Source organism: Marichromatium sp. AB31, from assembly GCF_003718685.1.
GTDB classification, from domain to species: Bacteria; Pseudomonadota; Gammaproteobacteria; order Chromatiales; family Chromatiaceae; genus Marichromatium; species Marichromatium gracile.
In genome coordinates this window covers 47,612-73,903 of sequence record NZ_RHFI01000011.1, presented here as the reverse complement: position 1 = coordinate 73,903, position 26,292 = coordinate 47,612, and the positions used below count along the sequence as shown (strand labels likewise).

Below are 26,292 nucleotides of genomic sequence, written 5' to 3'. Positions count from 1 at the left end.
GACCGGGGATTCCCCCGGGTCGAACGCGTCTGCGGAGTGGATCAGACATCGAACATCATCTTCAGCGACTCCAGCGTTTCGGTGCTCGAGGCCAGTTCGCCGATTGGCTCACCGGGCGCGGGCGGGGTCAACCCCAGGGTGGCGAAGGCGGGAACCTCGCTCGCCTCCGGGTGCTCCCTGCCCTCGCTCTGTAACGCCGCCCAGCGGGAAACGATGGCGATGCTTGCATAATCGGGCTCGGGCGCGACATAGGACCAGTCGTGCGAGTGCTCGGCCACCGCGACCAGATCCTCGCCCAGCCCCCAGTAGTTGATCACCAGAACGCCGGTGATACCACTGAGTTTGTCGACCAGGGAGGCGATGAGTTCAGGACTGGGATCGGGGTCGCGCATCTCGATGAACTGGATGATGGGGACGGCACCGATCCCGGCCACCAGCCCGGCGAGCAGCGCCCGCTCGCGATGCAGCAGCCCGAGCGTCTCGGCCAGCAGGTAGCTGTAGGCCGAACACAGCACGCCATCGGCCCAGACCTGCTGCATCGCCTCGCGGGTGACCACGTGACGCGCCTTGAAGGCCTGGCGCAACGCCAGGTTGGTGGTGAGCATCCGGGTGTTGCGGAATCCCAGCCGCAAGACTGCGTCTCGCACCGACTGGATCTGCTTGGTGGCGCGAAACAGCGGACTGTTGGTGGCATGCAGCAGGGCCCCGGCGATGGTCCCGTCGCTCTGGATGACCTCGGTCAACTCGACGATCCCGGCTTCGGGATCGTTGGTGAGCTCCTGGATCTTGAACGCCACCTCGGGCCGTGCCGGCAGCTCGAGTCGATTGCTGGAGATCAGGCCGTAGAGCTCGGCGAGGAACTCGCCCTCGGTGGCATCGAGCTCGATGTCGCTGACCTCCAGACCCGACTGCTGCGCCGACTCGAGTGCCGCCGAGGACACCTTGAGCAGCAGGCAGGGGCTCTCGGTGACGATCATCGACTCGCCACGGGTCACGCCATCGAACACCTCGATCGGATCACTCAGGCCACGAAAGCTCTGGAAGCGTTCGCCCGAACCGTCGGTCAGACGCACCAAGTGTCCGTCGACCAGGAACAGGCGCTGCCCCCCTGACTCGGTCAGGCGGATGCGCTGCTTGGCCGGAACCTCACCGAAACCACAGTGCGCGGCCAGTTCCTCGCGCGCGGCCTGGGGGAGATCCTTGGTGATGTCCATCTCGGCGAGCAGTGAGAGGACCTCGAGCGTCTGGGACATTGAGTGCTACCTGAACAGTCGACAAGGCGGTGATCGCACATAGTCTAGCAGTATCGCACCTGCGTCCAGCATCGCTACGCATCAGCGGTGTCATGCGTCCCGGACGGGATCCGCATTGCGATCACGCCTCGGCCCGATAGCCCAACAGGACATCGGCGAGCTCACCGCGCGAACCGTCGTCACGCACGAACTGGCCGGTCTGGGCCACGACATCATAGGCATTGAGCGCCTTGCGGGTATGCTGATAGCCGGTCTCCAGGGACTGGATCGATGCCTCGGCCAGAGTACGCTGCACCTGGGTGCCGTCGGGGCCGATCTGCAGCAGCCGCAAGGCGCCGAACACCGGATCGTCGGCGTTGATCTGCCCATCTCCGTTGGAGTCATAGCGCGCCAGCTCACCGAAGCCGTGGGCGGCACCGTTCTGATCACCGAACAGCTCGCGACCATCGTCGATCTGGCCATTGCCGTTGCGATCGAGCGCCAGCGCCCAGGTCCCGCCGGTGACGAAACTGACCTGTTCGGCTTGACCGTCGGCGTCGAGATCAAAACTCACCCCGCCCTCGATCCCGGTGGTCTGGATACCCTCACCGGAGAGGTCGAGCACCAGGGGGTCACGCACGTTCACGCCGCCTGGACCGGCCTGCAGACTCAGGCTGAAACTCTGCATCTGGGCAAACTCGAGCCTCTGCAGGCCACCGCCACCGAACTCGAGACGCAGGCTGCTACTGCTCTGCCAGGAGAGCTCGAGCTCGGCCAGACGACGATGGATCTGCTCCTGGGCGAGCCGGACCTGGGCATTCATCACCCGCTCCTTGATCCGTGTCGCACGCGCATCGAGCGTCCCGGATTGGCCTTCTGCGAGGGGAACCGCAACCTTTTCGAGATCGAAGGACTTGCGCAGGATCTGATAGTCCTGATCGGCATTGACACGATTGGCGACCTCGGCAGCGAGGCCCTGGCTCGGTAGCGCGGCGGTGGCCACCTGCTGACTGGCAGGAGCAGTCGCCGGCGGCGCCAGCGGACGCGCTGGACGCATGGGAAAGGGTTCGGTGGCGAACAGCGTGGTGGTACGGGCGGCAAGCATGACATCGACTCCCGATGCGCGCACGAACGAGACGGCCTCCAGGGGATCGCGCGCTTGATCGGCGTGCAGACTCCGTCTCAACACGCCCCTCTCGCCCACCTCCCGACACTGCGGGAGCAGGCTTAATCGTCGTCCCAGCAACAACAACGGCCGCCAGCACGAGATCTTGAGCAAGCGCGGGGATCAGTCCACGGGATCGTCGTCGTCATCGAACGAGAGCGCCAGACCATCGGGCAGATGGCGTACCACCTGCGCCCTCACCAGGGGCGGCGTTTCACCTGCCCCGAGGGTTCCGGTCACCTGCAGCTCGACCCAGCTGCCAACCGCGGGGCGGTCGGTGTCATCCATCAGGATCATCACCCCACCGCCACTGAGGTCATTGGTCCAGACCCGCTGAGCCGGACGACCGGACCGAAAGAGATCGACCTCGACCTGCATCGGCAACCGTGGATGACGCCGCCTGTCTGAATCCATTATCACCCCCCCTTAGCCCCAGGCGCGTCACTGAATCGCGGCGGCCAACAGCCGCCGGGGCATGTCGATCGATCAAGCATCCAGCGTGGGGCGCAACAGATCCGACAACCGCCAGAAATCGATCCCACGCAGGAACCCCGCACGAATCTCCGAGCGCAGCCGCACCGGGCGGCCGCCGCCATCACACTCGGCCACCCACTCCTGTGGCAGATGCTCAAACGTATGCGCCTCGGCCAGCTCGCCGTCGATCGTACGGCACAATCTGACCTCGCCGCTGCGCACGTCGCAGAAGGCGGGACGAAAGCCGCTCAGCAGAGACTGTGGCAAAGGCAGGTTCGTCGCAGGAGGCGGCGTTCCTGACCGGGGGCTGAGGGGACCTTGCTCGAGCATCGTTCGACTCCAGGATCATTGTCGCCGGGAGCCGAGCCCGGCATCCCGCGCGGAGACGCTGACATCGCCTCCCCCATCGATAACGACCCGGGCACCACGAACTTGAGTCTACACAGGCTCGCCCTCAAGCAATAGTTGGTACGGCAAGATCATTGCCGCACCGGACTGTGCGCCACCCGACGTCAAGGATAGCCACCTTGGTCTACAGTTTAGGTAAACCGCAGTCATCGCAGATGAGGGGTTTAACGTCCCCAGTTCGCGCCGGACGCCGCGATACCGCCCTTGAGAGGATCGGGAGTCGGCCGCGGTTTATCGCGATGCGGGACAGGTAAAGACGCAGCAGCAGAAAACCGACAAGCCCCGGCATCGCCAATCGACACACAGAGAACACGGGATTCGATCATGGACATCTCATCGATGGCAGGCGTCGCCACCGTAACCAACACGATGGCCGGCAGCAAGACCGCAAACGACACGAGTGCAGCATCGCTCAACCAGGCACTCGACACCCAGGCACAACAGGCCGCGCAGCAGGTCGACCAGTCGCTGACGCCTCAGCAGGCGCCGCAAGAGCCTTCGAGCACGCGGGGGCTGCCGGAGAATGTCGGGCGCAACATCAACGTCACCGCCTGAATCCACGCCTCGCGACACCGAGGCGCGTGTCCCGCCGGAGCACATCCGCCTGACGGGACACGCCACCCCGGCGACACAGCCCGGCCAAGAGACGACACCAACGCCCGGGTGCTAACCGCTCCACACTCAGGCGAACTGGTTGATCTGTTCTGCCGAGCGCGCTGGCGCAAAGAATCCGGCAATCCTACGCTCGAGTCGGTCACGCTCGGCGCCCGGCTCCTGCATGCCCGCAGCGTTCGTATCCTGCGCATTCGCATCGGCCCGCGCAGCCGACGCCTCGCCCTCCATTCGACGCATCTCCTGATCCGCCTGCTCGAGGACACGCATCTCGCGTTGGGCCTCGATCTGCATCGCGCGCGCCTGTGCGGCAACCCGCTGATCCTGGCCGGAAGGTTCTGCGGGCGCCAGGGCGGCGCGCAGCACGGTTTCGGCCTTCTCCAGCGTCGCCGCCGGATCGGCCTCCTCCGAGGTGTCGATCTGCACCTCGCCACCGATCGCGTACTGACGCCCGTCGGGGCCGGTTTGATAGGTATAGGAGGGACCGCCAGTGACATAACGCCCGCCCGCAGCGACATGCGCCTGCTCGTGCATGCGGACCTCGCGGTCGCGCTGGCGCAACTGCTCGATCAGCCGCAGCTCTTCGGGCGGGGGCGTCTGTTCTGGTTGCTCTACGGGGTGGGGCTGTGCGTTCTCACCGCTCTCGCGACCAGCGGTGGATGCCGTCTCTTGCTGGCGGGTGGCGCCACCGGAGGAATCGGCAACGGGCGCGGGAGATGGTCGAAGCGACGCACCGACCCCGGAATGGATCTCCATCGGCACTCACCGGGTATCGACTGTCTCTCAGTCTAGCCGTTAGCGCATGACGCTGCCGCAGCATCACCTCGACAATGCGACCTGGATCTCCATGAGAATGCTACGCGATTCGGCCATTGCCCCACCAACCGAGCGATCCCGGCAGCATCAGCGATGATACAGCGCGCGCAGCACGATGGCTCCGGGATCACGACATCGCCTGAGCCCACGCAAAAAGCTCTGCCCGAGCAGGACCTCGCCAGACCCGTCGCCGGTGACGACCACTGCAGCGACCCGTTCGCGCACGAGACCGCCGACCTGCACGCTGTCGAGCACCACGGCATGCCCGAGGCCCACACCTGCCGCCCCCTGATGGCGCACGATGCGGCCGCGTGAATATCTGAGTCCCAGCCTGGCCGCCTCACGCTCGCCGAGCACCACGGTGTCGGCCTCGGGCGCCAGCCGAAAGGTCACCGCCGAGCGACCGATCCGACCACGCAACCGATAGTCGCCTCGACTGTCGCGATAGAACCGTGCCTCCGGCCCCGCGGCTTGAGCCTGTCCGCCGGGACAGGGGTCGAGCGCCATCACCGGGCCGGTCGTCACGGTACAGAGCAGCACGAGCGCCATTCCCCATCGATGCGCCCTCACCGCAGTGATCCCTGCACCGAACCGATCGCGCGAATCCACGGCCGATCGGCGCGTACCGCATCGGGCAGGGCCGCATAAACCCGTTCGGCCTCGCCGCGACTGGCAAAGGCCCCGGCGAGCACGACCACGAAGTCACGATCGCGGGAGCGGATCGGCAGGAAGCGCACGCCATCGAGACGGTGACGCGTCACATAGTCGCGCGCCGCCTCGAGACTGCTGACGGCGATCAGCTGAATGGTGTAGCGATTGGGATTCTGCGCCACCAGCCAGTCTCGATCCGCCGTCAGATCGATGCCTGATCGGGGTTGCGGCGGCGCCGGCGCGACCGGCTGAGGGCGCTCGAGCGGCGGCGCAGCTGGCGCAGGCGGCTCCTCCCGGGGCGGCGGCTGCGTCAACGAACGTGGTGGGGCGGGCTCAGGGGCTGGCGGCATCACCGCGCCGGGCGCGGGACGGCTCAGCTCCCCGGGTGGCTGAGCCAGCCGCGGGCGCGGTGGTGGCGCAACCTCTGCCGACTCCAGCAACAAACGGGCACGATCACGTGGCGCCGACGACGGGGCTGGACGCGGATCCTGCCCCTGCAGCTGAAAGATCACCGGCAACAGGATCGCCAGGGCCGCGCCACCGGCGATCGCCGGGACGAACCAGCGCTGGTTCCAGATCGGCGTCGCCGGGACGGCGGCGGACTTTCCCGCCCTGACCGCTTTGCTCGCCGGCTGATCGCCTTTGGTTCGTCTCAGCAGCGACGCCAGCGCCTTGATCGATCGACCCGACGGCGCCGCGCCAGCCACCGCCTCGGCCGGTGCGCCGCGCCGCGCCACCGCCCCGGCCGGCGGCGCATCCTGGTGTTCATCGATACTCGCCGACAGCGCCCGGATACGCTCGGCGATCAGTTGCTCGGGGGTCTTCTCGCCGGTCTCAGGCGCGAGCTGCCGGGGAGGCGGAGCGGGTTCGGGCTGGCGCGGACCCGTCTCGACATCGTAACAGCGCGCCTCCAGCCACGCGCCGGCGAGTGTATTGAGTTCCTTCGGACAGCCCTGGCTGCGGGCATGCAATGACTCGACATCGGTATCCGCGAGCAGGCCGAGCGGATTGTCCAGACCGGCGGCCTCGAGCCGATGACAGAGATAGGCGCGGGCCTGCTCGAGATTCAACGGACGCAGACTGAGACGGCTGATCCGCCCCGGATCGTCGGACTCGAGCTGGAGTGGATAACGCGCCAGCGCAGGGTCGCCGGTCAGCACCAGACGCGGCGGCTCACCGGTGCGCTCGAGCAACCCATGACGCAACCGCATCAGGGCGTGGACCAGATCGATACCGAGATGATGGGCATCATCGATCGCGATACAGAGCTCGGCCCCGGTGCTCAACAGCTGCGCCAGCAACTGCTCGAGCGAACGCGCCACCCGCCCATCGGCGCCAAGCTGGGCGCGGAGGGTTGCCTCGAGCATCTCCACCGAGGTCCCGGGACGCGCGCGAAAGGCGATCAGCTCGAAACGATCCGGCAACAGACCGAGCAGACGCATCAACTGCAGCGTTCGACCACTGCCTGCCGGGCCGGTCAACATCAGCACCGCACCCGGCGCCTCGAGCAGCTCGACGGCGGACTCGAGCAACTGATCGAGCAGCAGGTCGGTGTAGAGAAAGGCCTCGCCGGCGCGCTCGTCGAAGGGGTCCTGGGTCAGCCGCAAGCGGCTCAAGCAATCGGGATCGAGCGCCATCAGAGAGTCGTCATCAAAAACCAGCGCGGGCCCGCCATAACCGGACGGGCCCGCGCCTGAGAGGTGAAGTAAGGGGATCAGCCGGCGTCGGAGACGAATTCGACCCCGACGACCTGGCGCTCGCCATCGCGATCGACGCGCACCACACGACCGCTGCAGACCAGCGGCGCAATACGGTCACTCGGACTGCTGATGCTGACCTCGAGCCGCTCGCCCGGGGAGAGCGGTGCCTCACAGACCAGCGCACAACCCGACGGGCTGAGGTCGGTCAGGCGCACCGAGAGCGTCTCATCGCCATCCAGACGCTTGACGTTGGCCTCGGTATCGGCGTTCAGTCTCAGGAATTTACGACGTTCGTCATCGACCAGCATAGCGCCTCCTCAATGGATAAAAGGGATCCTCATGATGGATCGAGCGTCCCTGTCTACCGCTCGGGGCGGCTCATGCACCGCTCCGAGCCCGCCCCCCCCTGGCAACCCTCAGGCGCTGGTCGCCGGCGGCTCCTTCAACCGCTCCAGCACCGCCTCGGCCAGGTCGTCCGGGCTGTACTTCTGGATGAACTTATTGGCCCCGGTCCGTTTCACCATGTCGACGTTGAACTCCCCGCTGATCGAGGAGTGCAGCAGGATATAGAGATCCGCGAGACGCGGATCCTTGCGGATCTCCGAGGTGAGCTGATAGCCGTCCATCTCCGGCATCTCGATGTCGGAGACGACCATGCTGAAGTGCTCGGCAACGTCGATGCCCTCCTGTTGCATCTGGTGGATCAGGTCGATCGCATGTTTGCCGTCGGTGAGCAGGGTGCACTCGATACCGAGCTGCTCGAGCGCCCGCTGGATCTGGTGGCGCGCCACCGCCGAGTCATCGACCACCAGCACCCGGCGATTCTCGGCATGAATCCGTCCACTCAGGTCCTTGGAGACATCGGTGCTCACGTGCACCACCTGGTCGAGCACCTTCTCGACATCGAGGATCTCGACCAACTCCTCCTGGATCAGCGTCACCGCCGTCACATAGACGTTCTTGCCCAGATGCGAGGGCAGCTGCTGCACCTGGTCCCACTGGGTGTTGACGATGCGGTCGACGCGACGGATCAGGAAGCCATGTACCGAGCGGTTGTACTCGGTGATGATGATATAGCCCTTTTCCGGCTCGGCCATCTCCGGACCACCGACCGCCTGCGAGAGGTCGATGATCGGCATGGTGATGCCGCGCAGTGTCGCCATGCCCTTGACCAGCGGGTGGGCGCCGGCCGGGCGCGTCAGCGGCTGATAGGGAATGACCTCCTTGACCTTGAAGACGTTGATCCCGAACAGCTGCTTGTGTTCGAGCTGGAACAGCAGCAACTCGAGCCGGGTGCCAGCGGCCTGATTGGACTCGAGGGTCGACCCGGTATTGTTCTTCGACATGAGGAAATTCAATCGCTTCTGACGTCACAGGGTATCGCGCGATGCTACACGGCGCACACACACGCTTTCAAGGTTGCGCGGCCAGCGGCCAGCGGCCAGCGGCCAGCGGCCAGCGGCCAGCGGCCAGCGGCCAGAAGGATTGAACCGCAAAGGCGCGAAGGGCGCAAAGGGGAACAAGCCTTCTGAACCCAGTTAGGTCGCGAAAAGCGCAGCGCGTCCGGCGAAAAGACCGCCAACCGCCAGCTCAGCAGCGACCAGCCACCACTCCCCGCTGACTGGCGGCTGGCGGCTGGCGGCTGACTCAGAGCAACACGCGCTCGACGCCGCCGGCGCGGGCCTGCGCGATGAAGCGCTGCTGCCAGTCCTCGCCGATCAGGCGACGCGCCATCTCGACCACGATGTAGTCGGTCTCGAGACCGGTCTCGTCATGATACTTGGCCAGACCCTGCTGACAGGCCGGGCAGGCGGTGAGCAGCTTGGCCTCGCCGTGCTCGACCCGAGGGGCGCCGGTGAGTGCGCGCACCCCGGCCTCGAGCTCCTCGCGCTTGCGGAAGCGCACCTGGTTGGCGATGTCCGGGCGCTGTGCACCCAGGGTGCCCGCCTCGCCGCAGCAACGATCCGAGAGCGTCACCGGATCGCCGATCAGACTCGACGCGACCTTGATCGGCGCGTGGGTCTTCATCGGGGTGTGGCAGGGATCGTGGTAAAGATACTTGACCCCGTCGACGCCCTGCAGGCTCATCCCCTTCTCCATCAGCCACTCGTGGATGTCGAGCAGCCGGCACCCCGGGAAGATCCGCTCGAACTCGTACTTCAGCAGCTGATCCATGCAGGTTCCGCAGGAGACCACCACGGTACGGATATCCATGTAGTTGAGGGTGTTGGCCACGCGATGGAAGAGCACCCGGTTCTCCATGGTGATGCGCTGACCGCGCGCCTCCAGCCCGGCGGCGCGTTGCGGATAGCCGCAGCACAGATAGCCCGGCGGCAGGATGGTCTGGGCGCCGCCGCGCCAGAGCATCGCCAGGGTCGCCAGCCCGATGTCGGAGAACAGCCGCTCCGAGCCACAGCCGGGGAAGTAGAACACCGCCTCGGCCTCCTCCTGCGTGATCCCGGGGTCACGCAGGATCGGGATCTGGGTCTTGTCCTCGAGCCCGAGCACCTGGCGGAAGGTCTGCTTGGGCAGCTCCACCCGGATCGGTCGCGCCACCAGCTCGACCACCTGACCGACCGCCTTCGGCTTGCCGGTGGTGATCCCCGGATGACGCCTGGGCGCGCGTGTCAGCCCCAGCAACCGCGCCACCCGGTGTCCGAGATTGATCCCGGCAAAGCCCCAGCGTGCCAGCGCGGTGCGCAGCAGACGGATCGCCCGCGGATCGGTGACGTTGAGAAAGCGCATTGCCGCCCAGGCCCCGGGGGAGAAGCGGTTGCGTTTGCGCGCGACCAGGATGCGGCGCAGCCGCATGGTGACGTCACCGAAGTCGATGTTCACCGGACAGGGGGCGAGACACTTGTGGCACACGGTGCAGTGATCGGCGACGTCGTTCATCGCGTCGAAGTGACGCAACGACAGCCCGCGCCGGGTCTGTTCCTCGTAGAGGAAGGCCTCGATGATCAACCCGGTGGCGAGGATCTTGTTGCGCGGCGAGTAGAGCAGGTTGGCGCGCGGCACGTGAGTCATGCACTTGGGCTTGCACTTGCCGCAGCGCAGACAGTTCTTGACGTCGTCGTTGAGGGCGCCGAGCTCGGTCTCCTCGAGGATGATCGCCTCCTGCTGCACCAGCCGCAGCGAGGGCGTATAGGCGCCCTCGAGCCCGGCACCGGGCATCAGCTTGCCGCGGTTGAAGCGCTGCTCCGGGTCGACCCGTTCCTTGTAGGCGACGAAGGCCTCGAGCTTCTCGGGTTCGAGATATTGCAGCTTGGTCAGACCGATGCCGTGCTCGCCCGAGATCACCCCGCCGAGCCCGGAGGCGAGCGCCATGATCCGTGCCACCACCTCGTCGGCCTCCTGGAGCATGGCGTAGTCCGAGGAGTGCACCGGGATGTTGGAGTGGACGTTGCCGTCGCCGGCGTGCATGTGCAACGCCACGAACAGTCGCGAATCGCGCAACCGGCGATGGATCTCGACCAGACGCGTGCGCACCCGCTCCAGGTCCTTGCCGGAGAAGATCTCATTGAGCTGCGCGGCGACCTCGCGGACATAGGACTGACGCAGGTCGCGACGCAGCATCATCGCCAACAGGGTGTCGCCTTCACGCACCCGCGCGCGTTCCTTCTCGTGAAGCAGTTCGAGATGTTCGGCGGCCGGGGCCTCGAGGTGTTCGAGGATCGCGCGCCAGCGCGCCCGTGCCGTCTCCAGCACCTCGCGCGCGGCATCGCGCTTGGCCGCGAGGATGGCGACGTCCTCCTCCGAGACCTCGTAGTCGCCGGCACGCCGCGCCTCCTCCAGTCCGCTGCCGAGGTAGTCGAGCACCGCGGCCATGATCGCGTCCTTGTTGCGGATCGACTGCTCGATGTTGATCCGCTCGATGCCCCGGCTGTAATCGGAGAGCCGATCGAGCGGGATGACCACGTCCTCGTTGATCTTGAAGGCGTTGGTGTGGCGCGAGATCGCCGCGGTGCGCGCGCGATCGAGCCAGAAACGCTTGCGCGCCTCGGGGCTGACGGCGATGAAGCCCTCGCCGTCGCGCGCCCCCACCAGCTCCACCACCCGTGCCGCGGCGGCATCGAGCGCGGCCTCGTCGTCGCTGACCAGATCGGCGATCAACACCATCTTCGGCAACTCGCGGCGCGAGGCCTTGGTGCTGTAGTCGACGGCGCGCACATAGCGCTCGTCGAGGTGCTCGAGCCCGGCGACCAGCACCTCGGGCAAGGACTCGATATAGTCCTTGATCTCGACGATCGCCGGCACCGCGAGATCGAGATCGGTGCCGAAGAACTCCATGCACACGGTGCGCACGTGATCGGGCATGCGGTGGAGGATGAAACGCGCCGAGGTGATCAGCCCGTCGCAGCCCTCCTTCTGCACCCCCGGGAGGCCGGAGAGGAACTTGTCGGTGACGTCCTTACCCAGCCCGACCTTGCGGAACGAGGCGCCGGGCATCTCCAGGATCTCGGGCTCACCGACCGGGGTGCGCCCGTCGGTGTCGTAGCGCGAGACACGGAAGCGCACCAGCGCCTGATCGTGGATGCGCCCGAGGTTGTGATCGAGCCGCTCGATCTCGAGCCACTGCGCATCCGGGGTGACCATCCGCCACGAGGCGAGGTTGTCGAGCGCGGTGCCCCACAGCACCGCCTTCTTGCCGCCGGCGTTCATCGCGATGTTGCCGCCGATGCAGGAGGCGTCCTGCGAGGTCGGGTCGACGGCGAAGGCCAGGCCGTTGCTGTCGGCCAGGTCCGAGACCCGCCGGGTGACTACGCCGGCGCCGCAGCGCACCGTCGGCACCCGGCCCTCGACCCCGGGCAACTCGATTCGCTCGACGCCCGAGAGCGACTCGAGCTTCTCGGTGTTGATCACCGCGGTGTGCTGATGCAGCGGCACCGCCGAACCGGTATAGCCGGTGCCGCCACCGCGCGGGATCAGCGACAGACCGCAGTCGATGCAGGCGCGCACGATGGCGGCGACCTCGGCCTCGCTGTCGGGGGAGATCACCACGAAGGGCAGCTCGACGCGCCAGTCGGTGGCATCGGTGGCGTGCGAGACCCGCGCCAGCCCGCCGAAGTCGAGGTTGTCGGGGTGGGTGATGCCGGCAAGCGCCTTGCGCAAGCGGTCGCGATGGGCCGTCTCCTGGGTGAACCAGTCCTCGAGCCGGGCGACCGCACCGCGCGCCGCCTCCAGCAGCTCGGCAGCACGCTGATTGTCGTTGAGTCGCTGTTCGAACTGATCGAGCCGGTGACGCATCGCCTGCAGCAGCAGCTGACGACGATCGAGATTCTCGAGCAGATCCTCCTGCAGATAGGGATTGCGCGAGACCACCCACATGTCGCCCAACACCTCGAACAGCATCCGCGCCGATCGCCCGGTCCGTCGACTCCCCCGCAGCGACTCGATCAGCCGCCACATGGGCTCGCCGAGAAACCGGATGACAATCTCGCGGTCGGAGTACGAGGTGTAGTTGTAGGGGATCTCGCGGATGCGGGGCTGGGATTCGGCTATCATGAAGTTCCAGTTCTTGAATTGGGTTTTTCTTGCATTACTACAAAATGGTACTGCAAAGCTGGCCCGAACATGCCCCCGAGATTGTCAGGGGTCAGCCTCCGCCCCAGATCCCGACCACCGCGTCGGCCTTCGCCCCGGATCCCGGATTGCCCATTCGTTGATCTGGATCAAACGGTTATTCATCGAGCACGGTTAGCTTTAGTCGGATGCCCCCGCCCCAAGCTCAACAGCGCATCCTCAGCGATCGCGTCAATACCTTTGGACAGTATCTGCTGAACCGCTATGGTCAGCGGGTGCACAAACTCGCCCTCAACGCGGGTTTCACCTGCCCCAACCGCGACGGCACCAAGGGCCGGGGCGGCTGTACCTTCTGCAACAACGTCTCCTTCAGCCCCAACGCCAAGGAGCCGCCCTCGATCGCCGAGCAGATCGAGTCGGGCCGCACCGTGCTCGCCAAGCGCACCGGGGCGCGCCGCTTCATGGCCTACTTCCAGGCCTACACCAATACCTACGACCCGATCGACGCGCTGCGCGAGCGCTACGACAGCGCGCTCGTCCACCCCGATGTCATCGGGCTGTCGATCGGCACCCGCCCCGACTGCGTGCCCGAGGCGGTGCTCGACCTGCTCGCGCGCTATCGCGCCCGCGGCAAGGAGATCTGGCTCGAACTCGGACTGCAGTCGGCCGATGATCGCACCCTCGAGCGCGTCAACCGCGGTCACACCTTCGCCGACTACCAGCGCGCGGTGCAGGCAGCACACCGCCGCGGCATCCCGGTCTGCGCCCATCTCATCGTCGGTCTCCCCGGCGAGGGACGCAACCACGCCATCGAGAGCCTCGAGCGCGTGCTCGGCGTCGGTGTCGAAGGACTCAAGCTGCACGCCCTCCACGTCGTGCGCCACACCCGCCTGGCGGTCGACTGGCGACGCGGTCACTACCAGCCGCTCGCGCTGGAGGACTACGTCGACACCTGCGCCGACATCATCGAGCGCACCCCGCCCGAGGTGACCTTCCACCGGGTCACCGGCACCGCCTCGCGCGATATCCTGCTCGCCCCCGACTGGTGTAGCCAGAAATGGGCCGTGCTCAACGGCATCGAAGCCGAGCTGTATCGGCGCGGCACCCGACAGGGTGACCTGATCACGCCCTCGTCCTGCCGCAAACTTGCAAGTACCGCCTGACTCGCTGGAGACCATCCACCATGGAACTCGTCTGTCCCGCCGGCAACCTGCCGGCGCTGAAGGCCGCCGTCGACAACGGCGCCAACGCCGTCTACATCGGTTTTCGCGACGATACCAACGCCCGTCACTTCGCCGGCCTGAACTTCGGCGACAAGCAGATCCGTGACGGCCTGCGCTACGCGCACGATCGCAACGTCAAGGTGCTGGTCGCCGTCAATACCTATGCCCAACCGAATGGCTGGGAGCGCTGGAGCGCGGCGGTCGACCGCGCCGCCGATCTCGGCGTCGACGCCATGATCGCCGCCGACATGGGCGTGCTCGACTATGCCGCCAACACGCACCCGCAGCTCAACCTGCACCTCTCGGTGCAGGGCTCGGCGACCAACCCGGCGGCGATCAACTTCATGCACCGCCAGTTCGGTATCAAGCGCGTGGTGGTGCCGCGCGTGCTCTCGCTCGCCCAGGTCGCACACCTGATCGAACGCTGCGACGTACCGGTCGAGATCTTCGGCTTCGGCAGCCTGTGCGTGATGGTCGAGGGCCGCTGCCTGCTCTCCTCCTATGCCACCGGCCAGTCGCCCAATACCTTCGGCGCCTGCTCGCCGGCTTCCCACGTCGAGTGGATCGACACCGCCGAGGGCCAGGAGACGCGCCTCGGCGGGGTGCTGCTCGAACGCCGCGGTCACGGCGAGCCGGCCGGCTATCCGACCATCTGCAAGGGTCGCTATCAGGTCAACGGCAAGCTGCGCTATGCCATCGAGGAGCCGACCAGCCTCAACACCATGGAGATCCTCCCCGATATCATCGCCTCCGGGGTGAGCGCGATAAAGATCGAGGGACGCCAGCGCAGCACCCGCTACGTCACCCAGGTCACCCGGGTATGGCGCGAGGCGATCGACGCCTGCCGCCGCGACCCCCAGAACTTCCGCCCGCGCGACGACTGGCGGGCGGCACTGGCTCAGGTCTCCGAGGGCACCCAGACCACGCTCGGCCCCTACCACCGCCAGTGGCACTAGCGATCACCGGGAATCGGCGGCGCGTCACCACGCTCCGGTCGACGCGTCGCTCCCCGGCCGCCAGACCCGAACGGACACAGCCGGGGGCGTGACGACGATCGCCGCCCCGGTCAATCCATCCCAACAGCCCCACTGACACCCGATAGCCATGCAACCCCAGCACACGCCAAACCAGCGCCCCCGTCTCTCGCTCGGCCCCCTGCTCTACCATTGGCCGCGCGAACAGGTGATGGACTTCTACGCCGAGATGCTCGAGACCCCGGTGGCGACCATCTATCTCGGTGAGACCATCTGCTCCAAGCGCCGCCTGCTGCGTCCCGAGGACTACTGGGAGCTGGCCGAGCGCGTCGCCGCCGCCGGCAAGGAGCCGGTGATCTCGACCCTGGCGCTGATCGAGTCCGACGGCGAACTCAAGACCCTGGAGCGACTCTGCTCCGACCGGCGCTTCCTGGTCGAGGCCAACGATCTCGGCGCGCTGGAGTATCTCGACGGCCACCCCTTCGTCGCCGGTCACTCGATCAACCTCTACAACGATCGCACCCTGGCCTTTCTCGCCCGCCACGGACTCAAGCGCTGGGTGCTGCCGGTCGAACTCGGTCGCGACACCGCGCGCGCACTGATCGCAACCCGCCCCGAGGGCGTCGAGTGCGAGCTGTTCGCCTTCGGCCGGCTGCCGCTGGCCTACTCGGCACGCTGCTTCACCGCCTACAACCGCGATCTCGCCAAGGACGACTGCCAGTTCTGCTGCATCGACTACCCCGACGGACTGACCATCGACACCCAGGAGGGCGATCACTTCCTCACCCTCAACGGCATCCAGACCCAGTCGGCGAGCACCCACACCCTGCTCGGCGCGCTCGACGAGGTCACCGCGCTCGGCGTCGAGCTGCTGCGCATCAGCCCGCAGTCGCGCCACACCAGCGACATCATCGCCGTGTTCGACGCCTGTCTGCGTGGTGACATGAGCCATGGCGAAGGCCTGGCCAAGCTACGCGAGTACGCCCCTTCGGGGCTGTGCGACGGCTACTGGACCGGTGCCGCGGGCTATGCCGGCGGCACCGGCGTCGCCGTGCCCGGACCGGCCTGATCCGGCCACCCCGGCGCCTCGGGGCCCGAGGCGCCGCCCGCCATCACGCGGGACGGCGCGTCCGGCCCCGGGCCGGAAGACACGCTTGATCGTCGAGCAGCCGCCATCCCCCCGCCCGCACCCCGCCCGCCATCTCCCCTGGCTGGCGCTGTTCGCGCTCGTCTGCGCCGGGCTCTGGGGGCTGGCGCGCTGGGCCTATCACGACGGCGTCGAGCGGCTGGCCGAGCAGGCGCGCAACGACCTCGACCTCTACGTCGTCCATCTCCAGGGGCTGCTGGCCAAGTACGAACCGCTGCCCGAGCTGCTCGCCACCAACCCGCGCCTGACCGAGTTCCTCCGCACCCCGGGCGGGCGCGAGAGCATCGTCGCGCTCAACCGCTATCTGGAAACGGTCAACCGCATCAGCGACGCCACCGACACCTATCTGATGGACGCCGCGGGACTGACCATCGCCGCGAGCAACTGGAACGCCGAGCGCCCCTTCGTCGGCCGCGACTTCAGCTTCCGCCCCTACTTCCACGACGCCATGGACGGTGAACTCGGGCGCTACTTCGCCCTCGGCACCACCTCCAAGCGACGCGGCTACTACTTCGCCTACCCGGTGCGCGAGAACCACGAGATCCTCGGCGCCGTGGTGGTCAAGATCGACGTCACCGAGGCCGAGCGACGCTGGGCGAAGTCCGGGCATGTCTTCCTCGTCACCGACCCCGACGGGGTGATCTTCATCTCCACCGAACCGGCACAACGCTTTCGCACCCTGCACCCGCTCGCCCCCGAGGTCAGACGGCGCATCCGCGCGAGCAACCGCTATCTCGACGCCAGCCTCGAGCCACTCGAGCTGGCGGTGCGCGACACCACCGCCGACGGCACCCTGGTCCGGCTCGGCCCGCCCGCATCCTGGCCGGAGCCACCGCCCTACCTGCTGCAATCGCGCGCGATGCAGAACGCCGGCTGGCAGGTCCACGTGCTCTCCAACACCAGCACGGTGATGCGCGACAGCCTCAAGCTCACCGCGCTCGCCGGCGCGCTGCTCGCGGTCACCGCGCTCGGCGTCGCGCTGCTGTTACAGCGCCAGCGCAGCCGCCGCGCCCATGCCGCACTCACCGAGCGCGCGCGCGCCACCCTCGAGCGCATCAACCTCGAACTCGAGGCCCGGGTCGCCACCCGCACCGAGGAGCTCACCCGCACCAATCGGCGGCTGCGCGCCGAGGTCGACGAGCGGCTGCGCGCCGAGCAGGCGCTGCGCGAGACCCAGCAGGCACTGATCCAGTCGGCCAAGCTCGCCACCCTCGGGCAGATGTCGGCGAGCATCAACCACGAACTCAACCAACCGCTGGCGGCAATCCGCACCTATGCCGATAATGGACGGCTGCTGCTCGCCAAGGAGCGTCATCAGGAGGTCGCGGCCAACCTCGGTCAGATCCTCGCGCTCACCGAGCGCATGGCCAAGATCGGCTCCCAGTTCAAGCTGTTCGCACGCAAGACCTCGGGCGAGCTGACGCCACTGCCACTGGCGGCGGTGATCGAGGGGGCTACACGGATCATCACGCCGATGCTCGCGCGCTGTCACGGCGAGCTGATCGCGCGCATCCCCGACCATCTGCAGGTCCGCGCCAACGACGTGCTGCTCCAGCAGGTCATCGTCAATCTGCTCGGCAACGCCTGTCAGGCCATCGCCGAGGCCGAACAACGCCGCATCGAGATCGATGCCCGCCGCGAGGGCGACACCGTGGTGACCTGGGTGCGCGACACCGGCCCCGGCATCCCCGAGTCCGACCTGGCGGTGATCTTCGAGCCCTTCTTCACCACCAAGGCCGCGGGCGACGGGCTCGGGCTGGGGCTGGCGATCTCCTCGCGCATCACCACCGAGATGGGTGGCGCGCTGGTGGCCAAGCCCGCCCGCGCGGGCGCCTGCTTCGAACTGCGCCTGCCGGCTGCGGAGAGCCCTGAATGAGTCAATCGCCACATGTCATCTTCGTCGACGACGAGCAACACATCCGTGCCGCCAACCGCCAGACCCTGGAACTCGCCGGGCTCACCGCCCAGGTGTTCGACCGCGCCGAGCGTGCCCTGCCGCTGCTCAGTCGCGACTGGCCCGGGGTGCTGATCACCGACATCCGCCTGCCCGGGATCGACGGACTCGAACTGCTCGCCCAGGCTCAGGCCATCGACCCCGACCTGCCGGTGATCCTGATCACCGGTCACGGCGACATCAGCACCGCGGTCAACGCGATGCGCGCCGGGGCCTATGACTTCATCGAGAAGCCCTACCCCGCCGAGCGCCTGCTCGACACCGTGCAGCGCGCACTCGACAAGCGCGCCCTGGTGATGGAGAACCGCAACCTGCGCGTCGAGCTGATGGCCAACACCGCGCTCGGTCCACGCATCATCGGCCACAGCCCGGCGATGCGCCGACTGCGCGCGACCATCTCGCAGATCGCCGACACCGGCGCCGACGTGTTGATCCTCGGCGAGACCGGCACCGGCAAGGAGCTGGTGGCGCGCTCGCTGCACGAGCACAGCAACCGCCGCGACCGCAACTTCGTCCCGGTCAACTGCGGCGCGGTCCCCGAGAGCATGATCGAGAGCGAGCTGTTCGGTCACGAGGCCGGCGCCTTCACCGGCGCCAAGGCGCGGCGCATCGGCAAGTTCGAGCACGCCCACGAGGGCACCCTGTTCCTCGACGAGATCGAGAGCATGCCCGCACCGGCCCAGGTGCAGCTGCTGCGCGTGCTCCAGGAGCGCACCATCGAGCGGCTCGGCTCCAACCAGCTCATCCCGCTCGACTTCCGCGTGGTAGCGGCGACCAAGATCGACCTGCGCGAGGCGGCCACCGCCGGCGACTTCCGCGAGGACCTCTACTACCGGCTCAACGTGCTCACCCTGCACATCCCGCCGCTGCGCGAGCGGCGCGAGGACATCCCGCTGCTGTTCCATCACTTCCTGCTCGTCGCCCAGGACCGCTTCCAGCGCGACGCGCCCTTCCCCGAGCAGGACCAGATCAGCCGTCTGCTCGGTCACGACTGGCCCGGCAACGTGCGCGAGCTGCGCAACCTCACCGAGCGCTACGTGCTGATCGGCGAACAGTACGACTGGTCGCTCGAGACCCTGTTCGCCGGCGACCCCGACAGCGGCCTGCCGCAGACCCTGCCGACCCAGGTCGAGTGCTTCGAGCGCAGCCTGATCGTCCAGGCGCTGGCGGCCAACAAGGGCAGCATCAAGGACACCATGACCACCCTCGGCATCCCCCGCAAGACGCTCTACGACAAGATGCAGAAGCACGGACTCGACAAGGACGACTACAAGGACTGAGCACGGATCGGCGGATATCCGCCGTGCCGCTCACCCCGCAATGGGTGGGATTCCACCCACTCCACCACGCCCCGCCACGCGCCAGCCGTGGAATCGTCGACAGCGCCCCGCGACATCACCCCGCCGAGCAGCGCACACACAGCGCAACCTGCTGAAAGAAAAAAGTAATATTCGAAAGTCAGGGAACACCGAAATGGCACCGCCCCGGCGCTGAAAAAACCTGGCCCACGAATTGCTTTAATGTGGCGCTCGATCCAACTGGATCGGCGAGACATCACCCATTCTCGTGCGAAACGGCTACTCCCGCCTCGGCGGGGACGGCCATGCCCCGGGGCCCGGAGTGAATCCGACAGGAAGGCGAGCGGGAAAACAGGCCTTCACAATCAGGAACATGGGACACCATCGACCGCTCTGAACAGAACGGCACGAGGTGTCTGCGCCACGGATGGGCGCGAAGAGCGCCGAGACCCGCGCTACTCTTCCCGAGGGCGAACCCTGCCGAGCCGACAGCGCCAGCAGGACGCCCGCCCTGGAACAGACCGGCACTTGAGTGAAAAACCGCCGCCCACCGGGCGGCCCGCTAACCCACCCCGACCAGAAAGGCGGGGCCTCTTGCGGAGGAACTGATGAAACCGACCTTAGCCGCACTCTCCCTGGCTGCGATCACGGCCGCATCCACGCTCGTCACCGGCACCGCCAGCGCCAGCGCCGCCGATGATCCGATCGTGATCAAGTTCTCGCACGTCGTGGCCGAGAACACCCCCAAGGGCCAGATGGCGCTGAAGCTCCAGGAGCTGGTTGAAGAGCGCATGGGCGACCGCGTCGTTGTCGAGGTCTACCCCAACTCGCAGCTGTTCGGCGATGACAAGGTGCTCGAGGCGATGCAGCTCGGCGACGTGCAGCTGGCCGCGCCCGCACTCTCCAAGTTCGGTCGCTACACCAAGAAGCTCGCCCTCTTCGACCTGCCCTTCCTGTTCGAGGACCTCGACGCGGTCGATCGCTTCCAGCAGAGCGAGGCCGGTCAGGAGCTGCTCAGCTCGATGGAGAAGAAGGGGCTGATCGGTCTCGGCTACCTCCACAGCGGCCTCAAGCAGTTCAGCTCCAACGAGCCGCTGCGCGTGCCCGAGGACGCCGCCGGCATGAAGTTCCGCATCATGTCCTCCGAGGTGCTCGAGGCGCAGTTCAAGGCGGTCGACGCCACCCCGCTGAAGAAGCCCTTCTCCGAGGTCTTCACCCTGCTCCAGACCCGCGCGATCGACGGTCAGGAGAGCCCCTGGTCGAACACCTACACCAAGAAGTTCTTCGAGGTGCAGCCCTACATCACCGAGTCCAACCACGGTCTGCTCGACTACATGGTGGTGACCTCGGCTGAGTTCTGGAACGGTCTCCCCGACGATCTCCGTGCCGAACTCAAGGCCACGATCGACGAGGCGGTGGCCTACGGCAACCAGGTCGCCCGCGAGAAGGACCTCGACTATCGCCAGAAGATCGTCGACTCCGGTCGCACCGAGATCATCACCCTCACGCCTGAGGAGCGCGCCCAGTGGCTGCAGGCGATGAAGCCGGTGTGGGAGGAGTTCGAGGACGAGATCGGCGCCGAGCTGATCGACGCCGCCTACGCCTCGAACCGCGGCAACTGAGCCCCGCCGACCTGTCCTGACCTCCAGGACGGGTCGTCACGTCAGGCTCAATCAGCGCGCCCCGCGGCCCCGCCCGCGGGGCGCATCGCATCATCGACGGCCCGACCTTGCGTGCCAAGCGGCGCGCCAGTGTCTACCCTCAATCTGACCACCTTCATTCAACTCGAGCGTCATTGACCATGTTCTTGCGCTTCATCAACAAGACCGAGGAGGCCATCATTTCGCTGCTGCTGGTGGCGATGACCCTCCTGGTGTTCGCCGAGGTCGTCATGCGCTTCGGCTTCAGCACCGGCGTCTCCTGGGGCCAGGAGGCCACCCTGCACCTGTCGGCCTGGTTCGTCCTGTTCGGCGTCTCCTACGGCCTCAAGGTCGGCGCCCATATCGGGGTCGACGCCTTCGTGCGCCTGTTCTCGCCGCCCGTCCAGCGGCTGATCTCGGCGCTCGCCATCCTGCTCGCGCTGGCCTATTGCGGACTGTTCATCTACGGCGCCTGGATCTATCTGGGCAAGATGAAGATGATCGGCATCGAACTCGAGGACATCGCCGTCCAGACCTGGATCGCCGACAGCATCCTGCTGATCGGACTGACCATGCTCTCGATCCGACTGCTCGAGCTGCTGTGGGCCGTGGCCACCGGTCGCGCCACCGGCTTCCACCAGACCAACGAGGCAGAGGAAAGCATGCACCTGGCCGAAGAACTCAAGCGCGAGGTGGCCGATAAATGACCACTGCAACCCTGTTCCTGCTGCTGTTCGGTTGCATGCTGCTGGGCATGCCGATCGCCATCGCGCTCGGGCTGTCCAGCATCACCACCATCCTGCTGTTCTCCAACGACTCGCTCGCCTCGATCGCGCTCAAGCTGTTCGAGGCGCTCTCCGGGCACTACACCCTGCTGGCGATCCCCTTCTTCATCCTCTCCTCGGCGTTCCTCTCGACCGGCGGCGTGGCCAAACGCCTGATCCGGTTCGCCACCGACGTGGTCGGACACATCCGTGGCGGTCTGGCAATGGCCTCGGTGCTCGCCTGCATGCTGTTCGCCGCCGTCTCCGGCTCGTCGCCGGCGACCGTCGCCGCCATCGGCACCATCGTCATCGCCGGCATGGTCAAATCCGGCTATCCGAAGGAGTTCGCCGCGGGCGTCATCACCAATGCCGGCACCCTCGGCATCCTCATCCCGCCCTCGATCGTGATGCTGGTCTATGCCGCGGCCACCGAGGTCTCGGCCGCGCGCATGTTCATGGCCGGCTTCATCCCCGGGTTGATGATGGGCCTGATCCTGATGATCGCCATCTATATCGTCGCCCGCATCAAGAAGCTGCCCTCGCAGCCCTGGCCCGGCTTCCGCGAGATCTTCCGCGCCGCCTTCAGCGCCTCCGGCGGCATCCTGCTGATCGTCATCGTGCTCGGCTCGATCTACGGCGGTGTGGCCAGCCCCACCGAGGCGGCGGCGGTGTCTGCGGTCTATGCCTTCCTGGTCGCGGTCATCGGCTACCGTGACATGGGTCCGCTCAAGACCGTGCCCTGGCGCTACCAAGGCGAGGGCTTCTTCCGCATGCTCGGGCGCAACACCTGGCAGGTACCCACGGCGCTGGCCACCAGCTTCGCCCACCCCGAGGTGCGCAAGGTGGTGCTGGATGCGGCCAAGGTCTCGATCATGCTGCTGTTCATCATCGCCAACGCGATGCTGTTCGCCCATGTGCTGACCACCGAGCGCATCCCGCACCAGATCGCCGAGTCGATCGTCGCGTGGGGCCTCGAGCCGTGGATGTTCCTCATCGTGGTCAACATCCTGCTGCTGATCGCCGGCAACTTCATGGAGCCCTCGGCGATCCTGCTGATCATGGCGCCGATCCTCTTCCCGATCGCCATGCAGCTCGGTATCGACCCGATCCACTTCGGTATCATCATGGTCGTCAACATGGAGATCGGCATGCTCACGCCGCCGGTCGGGCTCAACCTGTTCGTCACCGCCGGCATCACCGGCGAGAGCATCGGCTGGGTCATCAAGGCGGTGCTGCCGTGGATGCTGCTGCTCCTTGGCTTCCTGATGTTGATCACCTATATCCCGCAGATCTCGCTGTTCCTGCCGGAATACATCGACCAATTGCAGGGTTATAAATGATGACGAACCAGATGCCGACCTATCAGCACATCCTCTACGCATCGGACTTCGGCACCCACACCCGTCCGGTCTTCCACAACGCCGTGGCACTGGCCAAGAGCACCGGCGCGCGGATCACCATGCTGCACGTGGTCGAGCCGATGGGCAGCACCGGCCAGACGGTGGTCGGCGCCTATCTGCCCGACATGAACCGCAAGCAGCACGAGCAGGAGGTGCTCAAGGAGGTGCTCGCCACCCTCCACAAGCGCCTGGCCAAGTACTGCGCCGAGGTCCCCGGCTCGTGCAACGCCGAGTCGGAGATCGTCGAGGCGCTGGAAGTGGCCAGCGGCCTGCCCTCGGAGGAGATCCTGCGGGTGGCCAAGGCGCGCGAGGCCGATCTGATCGTGCTCGGCACCCGCACCCATGCACAGATGGGCCTGGGTGCGATCGGCTCGACCGCTCGCAAGGTGTTGCACAACAGCCCGATCCCGGTGCTGATCGTGCCCAACCACTGAGAGGACGCGCCAGGGACGGCGCCAGGACGGCATCGCAACGAAAACGCCCCGTCAGGCTTGGCCTGACGGGGCGTTTTCATCTGCGCCGAAGCGGCATCGGCTCAGTGACCGGGGAAGCGCACCCCGGCCATGCGATCGATCGCACGGGTCAGCGGCTGCCAGCGCTCCGGCGGCTCGAAGGCGTCGAGGAAGTTCTTCAGATACAGACCGAGCTCGGTGCTGCCCGACATCCGCAGCCGACGCTGGAAGAACAGGGTGTCGGCGTCCTCCTGACGCGCCGCCAGCATCATGAACTCGCGGGTGTCGCCGGCGATGCTGGCATCGGCCGGGCGCTGCTCGCCGTAGCCTTGGATGCGGCCATTCTCGAAGCCGAGGCGATAGCGCACGCCCATGTCGGCGATCTCGATGGCGACCTGACGCCCCTCGAGGAAGTCGAGCTCGCCATCGGCGATCGCCTCCTTCATCACCTGATTGAGGATGCGCGCCAGCGCGCGGCTGTGAAAGGTCGTCGGCATCAGGCGCAGCGGCAGGGAGAGCGGGCGCAGCAGACGGGGGGGAAGGACAGACGACATGGTGGTAGTGATCTCTATCAAGAACTTTTATCAGATTAACATTGGATTTTCGCTGCTCTCTCGACACAAGCGAATGACGCATGTCAAATAGCCACTTTGGCCGTTCGCCACCGGGAGACCCGTCACCATGGCCACCAGCCTGCTCGCCCTGCTCGACGACATCGCCAGCGTGCTCGACGACGTCTCGCTGCTGACCAAGGTCGCGGCGCGCAAGACCGCGAGCGTCCTCGGCGACGACCTCGCGGTCAACGCCGAACAGGTCCACGGGCTGCGCGCCGAGCGTGAGCTGCCGGTGGTCTGGGCGGTGTTCAAGGGCTCGCTGCGCAACAAGCTGATCCTGGTCCCGGCCGCGTTGCTGATCAGCGCACTCGCCCCCTGGGCGATCATGCCGCTGCTGATGCTCGGCGGGCTGTTTCTCTGCTACGAGGGCTTCGAGAAGGTCGCTCACCGTCTCCACGGCAACCCCAAGGGCGAGACGCACGAGGCCGAACTCGAACAGGCCCTCGCCGACCCCGCGACCGATCTCGCCGCCGTCGAGCGCACACGCATCGCCGGCGCCATCCGCACCGACTTCATCCTCTCGGCCGAGATCATCGTCATCACCCTGGGCACCGTCGAGCAGGCCGGCTTCCTCACCCAGGTGCTGGTCCTCGCCGGCATCGCGCTGCTGATGACCATCGGGGTCTACGGCCTGGTCGCGGCCATCGTCAAGCTCGACGACGCCGGGCTCTATCTCAGTCGCAGCGGCGGCGAGGGGGCACTCGCCAGCGCGCGACGCCGACTCGGCGAGGCCATCCTGCGCGCCGCGCCACGGCTGATGAAGGGGCTGTCGATCGTCGGCACCATCGCCATATTCCTGGTCGGCGGCGGCATCCTCGTCCATGGCCTGCCGATCATCGGCGAACCGCTCCACCATCTCGCCGAGGTCCTCGCCGGGCTGCCCGTGCTCGGCGCCCCGCTCGCAACCCTGGTACCGCTGCTGATCAACGCCCTGATCGGCATCCTCGCCGGCGCCCTGGTACTCAGCGTGGTCGAGGCCATCGGTCGGCTGCGTCGCGCATAGCCCCAACCCAGGAAGGTCAACGATGCCCGCACCCGTCACCCCGCTACTCACCGTCGACGTCATCATCGAGCTGGTCGACCGACCCGAGCGTCCGATCGTGTTGATCGAGCGGCGCAACCCGCCCCACGGCTGGGCCATCCCCGGTGGCTTCGTCGATCCCGGCGAGCGGGTCGAGCGCGCCGCGGTCCGCGAGGCGCTGGAGGAGACCGCGCTGCAGGTCGAGCTGCACGCACTGCTCGGCGTCTACTCGTCGCCACTGCGCGACCCGCGCGCTCATACCGCCAGCGCGGTCTATATCGCCACCGCCAGCGGCGAACCCGAGGCCCGTGATGATGCCAAGGGGGTGGAGCTGTTCAATCCCGACGAACTCCCCGAGCGTCTCGCCTTCGATCACGCCGAGATCCTCACCGACTATCGCCGCTTCCGCCTGGTCGGCACCCTGCCCCCGCCACGCCTGGGTTGATCCACCGTCACACAATCCGACGGCGCCACGACCAGACCGGCAAGCACCGAGCCGCTCGGCACCTCGTGACGGTACAGCCTGGGTGAACAGACCACTTGATCGAGATCGCCAGGGCGTCAACATCAAGCCCTGTTAACCGATCACCAGGAGCACCTGTATGCGCCCGATCCGCCATCTCGCCACCCTGCCACTGCTCGCGCTCCTCGTCGCCTGCACCGGCATGCCCACCACCGAGGATGACCTCACCGACACCGCCATCCCCCGCCTGCTCGGTCCCGACGAGACCCTGGTCGAGGTCCAGACCGGCGGCGCCGAGCCACTACGCCTCGAAGGCCGCATCGACGGCTATGCCAGTCCCGCCTACGCCATCCGCAGCGCACCCGGCGAGCGTCTGGAGATCACCCTGGAGAGCGCGAGCAGCAACGTCTATTTCAACGTCCACGACGCCGCCGACGGCAGCGGCACCGCGGTCTTCCGCGGCGAGTTCGAGGGCCGCACCGCCACCCTCACCGCCACCGCCCCGACCGTCTGGCTGATCCGCCCCTTCCAGCCCCGCGCCTCGGCACGACGCGGCGAGCGCATCGACTTCAGCATCCGTATCACCCGCAACGGATAGGTCAGCGCCGCCAGCCGCCAGCCGCCAGCCGCCAGCCGCCGGGGGATTGAACCGCAATGGCGCGAAGGACACGAAGGAGGTTCGTAGGGTGGGCAAAGCGCAGCGTGCCCACCGCGTGCTGGCGAAGACGTGATCTGAGAGACAGGTCGTCGAGGCGGGGTTG

24 protein-coding genes are annotated in these 26,292 nt (G+C 66.9%); 13 read left to right on the top strand and 11 right to left on the bottom strand.

The window, feature by feature from the left end; all coding sequences use genetic code 11:
• Positions 1-41: 41 nt before the first annotated feature.
• The 4 genes from EBL84_RS10110 to EBL84_RS10095 form a co-directional block, all read right to left on the bottom strand.
• Positions 42-1,253 carry an HDOD domain-containing protein gene (locus EBL84_RS10110; protein ID WP_123140696.1) on the bottom strand — a complete coding sequence of 404 codons (1,212 nt, stop codon included), beginning with the start codon at positions 1,251-1,253 and terminating at the stop codon, positions 42-44.
• A gap of 121 nt (positions 1,254-1,374) precedes the next feature.
• Positions 1,375-2,337 carry a hypothetical protein gene (locus tag EBL84_RS10105; RefSeq protein ID WP_123140695.1) on the bottom strand — a complete coding sequence of 321 codons (963 nt, stop codon included), beginning with the start codon at positions 2,335-2,337 and terminating at the stop codon, positions 1,375-1,377.
• A 183-nt stretch (positions 2,338-2,520) separates the two neighbouring features.
• The gene (locus tag EBL84_RS10100) at positions 2,521-2,811 is read right to left on the bottom strand and encodes a PilZ domain-containing protein (protein WP_123140694.1); all 291 of its coding nucleotides are present in this window, start codon (positions 2,809-2,811) and stop codon (positions 2,521-2,523) included.
• A 72-nt stretch (positions 2,812-2,883) separates the two neighbouring features.
• Positions 2,884-3,201, bottom strand: coding sequence for a hypothetical protein (locus tag EBL84_RS10095; protein ID WP_123142081.1), 318 nt, complete (start codon positions 3,199-3,201; stop codon positions 2,884-2,886).
• 402 nt (positions 3,202-3,603) lie between these two features.
• Between EBL84_RS10095 and EBL84_RS10090 the strand changes: the two genes are divergently transcribed.
• Positions 3,604-3,834: a putative motility protein gene (locus EBL84_RS10090; RefSeq protein ID WP_132230476.1), complete on the top strand. Its 231-nt coding sequence runs from the start codon at positions 3,604-3,606 to the stop codon at positions 3,832-3,834.
• 126 nt (positions 3,835-3,960) lie between these two features.
• Here the strand turns inward: EBL84_RS10090 and EBL84_RS10085 are convergent, their stop codons facing one another.
• The 6 genes from EBL84_RS10085 to EBL84_RS10060 form a co-directional block, all read right to left on the bottom strand.
• Positions 3,961-4,647: a putative metalloprotease CJM1_0395 family protein gene (locus EBL84_RS10085; protein ID WP_123140691.1), complete on the bottom strand. Its 687-nt coding sequence runs from the start codon at positions 4,645-4,647 to the stop codon at positions 3,961-3,963.
• 147 nt (positions 4,648-4,794) lie between these two features.
• The gene (locus EBL84_RS10080; RefSeq protein ID WP_123140690.1) at positions 4,795-5,256 is read right to left on the bottom strand and encodes a TIGR02281 family clan AA aspartic protease; all 462 of its coding nucleotides are present in this window, start codon (positions 5,254-5,256) and stop codon (positions 4,795-4,797) included.
• 17 nt (positions 5,257-5,273) lie between these two features.
• Complete coding sequence (locus EBL84_RS10075; protein WP_123140689.1) at positions 5,274-6,995, bottom strand: AAA family ATPase; 1,722 nt, start codon at positions 6,993-6,995, stop codon at positions 5,274-5,276.
• Between the two features lie 77 nt (positions 6,996-7,072).
• On the bottom strand, positions 7,073-7,366 hold the full coding sequence (locus tag EBL84_RS10070) for a PilZ domain-containing protein (protein ID WP_123140688.1): 294 nt from the start codon (positions 7,364-7,366) through the stop codon (positions 7,073-7,075).
• 108 nt (positions 7,367-7,474) lie between these two features.
• A complete protein-coding gene (locus EBL84_RS10065) occupies positions 7,475-8,404 on the bottom strand; it encodes a chemotaxis protein CheV (RefSeq protein WP_123140687.1) in 930 nt (309 codons plus the stop codon).
• Positions 8,405-8,705: 301 nt separating this feature from the next.
• On the bottom strand, positions 8,706-12,563 hold the full coding sequence (locus EBL84_RS10060; RefSeq protein WP_123140686.1) for an FAD/FMN-binding oxidoreductase: 3,858 nt from the start codon (positions 12,561-12,563) through the stop codon (positions 8,706-8,708).
• Positions 12,564-12,769: 206 nt separating this feature from the next.
• Between EBL84_RS10060 and EBL84_RS10055 the strand changes: the two genes are divergently transcribed.
• The 9 genes from EBL84_RS10055 (at position 12,770) to EBL84_RS10015 (ending at position 23,415) form a co-directional block, all read left to right on the top strand.
• Positions 12,770-13,744, top strand: coding sequence for a TIGR01212 family radical SAM protein (locus EBL84_RS10055; RefSeq protein ID WP_123140685.1), 975 nt, complete (start codon positions 12,770-12,772; stop codon positions 13,742-13,744).
• A 20-nt stretch (positions 13,745-13,764) separates the two neighbouring features.
• Complete coding sequence (locus EBL84_RS10050) at positions 13,765-14,760, top strand: peptidase U32 family protein (protein ID WP_123140684.1); 996 nt, start codon at positions 13,765-13,767, stop codon at positions 14,758-14,760.
• Between the two features lie 148 nt (positions 14,761-14,908).
• The gene (locus EBL84_RS10045) at positions 14,909-15,847 is read left to right on the top strand and encodes a U32 family peptidase (RefSeq protein ID WP_123140683.1); all 939 of its coding nucleotides are present in this window, start codon (positions 14,909-14,911) and stop codon (positions 15,845-15,847) included.
• A gap of 85 nt (positions 15,848-15,932) precedes the next feature.
• Positions 15,933-17,801 carry an ATP-binding protein gene (locus EBL84_RS10040; protein WP_123140682.1) on the top strand — a complete coding sequence of 623 codons (1,869 nt, stop codon included), beginning with the start codon at positions 15,933-15,935 and terminating at the stop codon, positions 17,799-17,801.
• Complete coding sequence (locus EBL84_RS10035; RefSeq protein ID WP_005220922.1) at positions 17,798-19,159, top strand: sigma-54 dependent transcriptional regulator; 1,362 nt, start codon at positions 17,798-17,800, stop codon at positions 19,157-19,159. The genes EBL84_RS10040 and EBL84_RS10035 overlap by 4 nt, the downstream gene beginning before the upstream one ends.
• 626 nt (positions 19,160-19,785) lie before the next feature.
• Positions 19,786-20,799 carry a TRAP transporter substrate-binding protein gene (locus EBL84_RS10030; protein WP_123140681.1) on the top strand — a complete coding sequence of 338 codons (1,014 nt, stop codon included), beginning with the start codon at positions 19,786-19,788 and terminating at the stop codon, positions 20,797-20,799.
• Positions 20,800-20,978: 179 nt separating this feature from the next.
• Positions 20,979-21,524, top strand: coding sequence for a TRAP transporter small permease (locus tag EBL84_RS10025; protein ID WP_062273467.1), 546 nt, complete (start codon positions 20,979-20,981; stop codon positions 21,522-21,524).
• The gene (locus tag EBL84_RS10020; RefSeq protein ID WP_123140680.1) at positions 21,521-22,921 is read left to right on the top strand and encodes a TRAP transporter large permease; all 1,401 of its coding nucleotides are present in this window, start codon (positions 21,521-21,523) and stop codon (positions 22,919-22,921) included. Before EBL84_RS10025 ends, EBL84_RS10020 begins: the two co-directional genes overlap by 4 nt.
• Positions 22,918-23,415 carry a universal stress protein gene (locus EBL84_RS10015; RefSeq protein WP_082805985.1) on the top strand — a complete coding sequence of 166 codons (498 nt, stop codon included), beginning with the start codon at positions 22,918-22,920 and terminating at the stop codon, positions 23,413-23,415. The genes EBL84_RS10020 and EBL84_RS10015 overlap by 4 nt, the downstream gene beginning before the upstream one ends.
• Before the next feature lie 101 nt (positions 23,416-23,516).
• Here EBL84_RS10015 and EBL84_RS10010 read toward each other — a convergent pair whose 3' ends face one another.
• Positions 23,517-23,987: an SCP2 domain-containing protein gene (locus EBL84_RS10010; protein ID WP_005220913.1), complete on the bottom strand. Its 471-nt coding sequence runs from the start codon at positions 23,985-23,987 to the stop codon at positions 23,517-23,519.
• Between the two features lie 127 nt (positions 23,988-24,114).
• On the opposite strand from EBL84_RS10010, the gene EBL84_RS10005 reads away from it, so the two are divergent.
• The 3 genes from EBL84_RS10005 to EBL84_RS09995 all read left to right on the top strand — a co-directional run bounded on the left by EBL84_RS10005 (position 24,115) and on the right by EBL84_RS09995 (position 26,129).
• Positions 24,115-25,050: a DUF808 domain-containing protein gene (locus tag EBL84_RS10005; protein WP_123140679.1), complete on the top strand. Its 936-nt coding sequence runs from the start codon at positions 24,115-24,117 to the stop codon at positions 25,048-25,050.
• A 22-nt stretch (positions 25,051-25,072) separates the two neighbouring features.
• Positions 25,073-25,513: an NUDIX hydrolase gene (locus EBL84_RS10000; RefSeq protein ID WP_123140678.1), complete on the top strand. Its 441-nt coding sequence runs from the start codon at positions 25,073-25,075 to the stop codon at positions 25,511-25,513.
• Between the two features lie 157 nt (positions 25,514-25,670).
• Entirely contained in the window at positions 25,671-26,129 is a 459-nt protein-coding gene (locus EBL84_RS09995) for a hypothetical protein (RefSeq protein ID WP_123140677.1), read from the top strand.
• The last annotated feature ends 163 nt before the right edge of the window (positions 26,130-26,292 follow it).

Coding starts and splice junctions, on each gene's coding strand:
- EBL84_RS10025 (WP_062273467.1), top strand. CDS start 20,979: ATGTTCTTGCGCTTCATCAACAAGACCGAGGAGGCCATCATTTCGCTG.
- EBL84_RS10020 (WP_123140680.1), top strand. CDS start 21,521: ATGACCACTGCAACCCTGTTCCTGCTGCTGTTCGGTTGCATGCTGCTG.
- EBL84_RS10095 (WP_123142081.1), bottom strand. CDS start 3,201: ATGCTCGAGCAAGGTCCCCTCAGCCCCCGGTCAGGAACGCCGCCTCCT.
- EBL84_RS10045 (WP_123140683.1), top strand. CDS start 14,909: ATGCAACCCCAGCACACGCCAAACCAGCGCCCCCGTCTCTCGCTCGGC.
- EBL84_RS10110 (WP_123140696.1), bottom strand. CDS start 1,253: ATGTCCCAGACGCTCGAGGTCCTCTCACTGCTCGCCGAGATGGACATC.
- EBL84_RS10035 (WP_005220922.1), top strand. CDS start 17,798: ATGAGTCAATCGCCACATGTCATCTTCGTCGACGACGAGCAACACATC.
- EBL84_RS10030 (WP_123140681.1), top strand. CDS start 19,786: ATGAAACCGACCTTAGCCGCACTCTCCCTGGCTGCGATCACGGCCGCA.
- EBL84_RS10065 (WP_123140687.1), bottom strand. CDS start 8,404: ATGTCGAAGAACAATACCGGGTCGACCCTCGAGTCCAATCAGGCCGCT.
- EBL84_RS10105 (WP_123140695.1), bottom strand. CDS start 2,337: ATGCTTGCCGCCCGTACCACCACGCTGTTCGCCACCGAACCCTTTCCC.
- EBL84_RS10060 (WP_123140686.1), bottom strand. CDS start 12,563: ATGATAGCCGAATCCCAGCCCCGCATCCGCGAGATCCCCTACAACTAC.
- EBL84_RS10100 (WP_123140694.1), bottom strand. CDS start 2,811: ATGGATTCAGACAGGCGGCGTCATCCACGGTTGCCGATGCAGGTCGAG.
- EBL84_RS10010 (WP_005220913.1), bottom strand. CDS start 23,987: ATGTCGTCTGTCCTTCCCCCCCGTCTGCTGCGCCCGCTCTCCCTGCCG.
- EBL84_RS10000 (WP_123140678.1), top strand. CDS start 25,073: ATGCCCGCACCCGTCACCCCGCTACTCACCGTCGACGTCATCATCGAG.
- EBL84_RS10075 (WP_123140689.1), bottom strand. CDS start 6,995: ATGGCGCTCGATCCCGATTGCTTGAGCCGCTTGCGGCTGACCCAGGAC.
- EBL84_RS09995 (WP_123140677.1), top strand. CDS start 25,671: ATGCGCCCGATCCGCCATCTCGCCACCCTGCCACTGCTCGCGCTCCTC.
- EBL84_RS10055 (WP_123140685.1), top strand. CDS start 12,770: ATGCCCCCGCCCCAAGCTCAACAGCGCATCCTCAGCGATCGCGTCAAT.
- EBL84_RS10085 (WP_123140691.1), bottom strand. CDS start 4,647: ATGGAGATCCATTCCGGGGTCGGTGCGTCGCTTCGACCATCTCCCGCG.
- EBL84_RS10050 (WP_123140684.1), top strand. CDS start 13,765: ATGGAACTCGTCTGTCCCGCCGGCAACCTGCCGGCGCTGAAGGCCGCC.
- EBL84_RS10015 (WP_082805985.1), top strand. CDS start 22,918: ATGATGACGAACCAGATGCCGACCTATCAGCACATCCTCTACGCATCG.
- EBL84_RS10090 (WP_132230476.1), top strand. CDS start 3,604: ATGGACATCTCATCGATGGCAGGCGTCGCCACCGTAACCAACACGATG.
- EBL84_RS10080 (WP_123140690.1), bottom strand. CDS start 5,256: ATGGCGCTCGTGCTGCTCTGTACCGTGACGACCGGCCCGGTGATGGCG.
- EBL84_RS10005 (WP_123140679.1), top strand. CDS start 24,115: ATGGCCACCAGCCTGCTCGCCCTGCTCGACGACATCGCCAGCGTGCTC.
- EBL84_RS10070 (WP_123140688.1), bottom strand. CDS start 7,366: ATGCTGGTCGATGACGAACGTCGTAAATTCCTGAGACTGAACGCCGAT.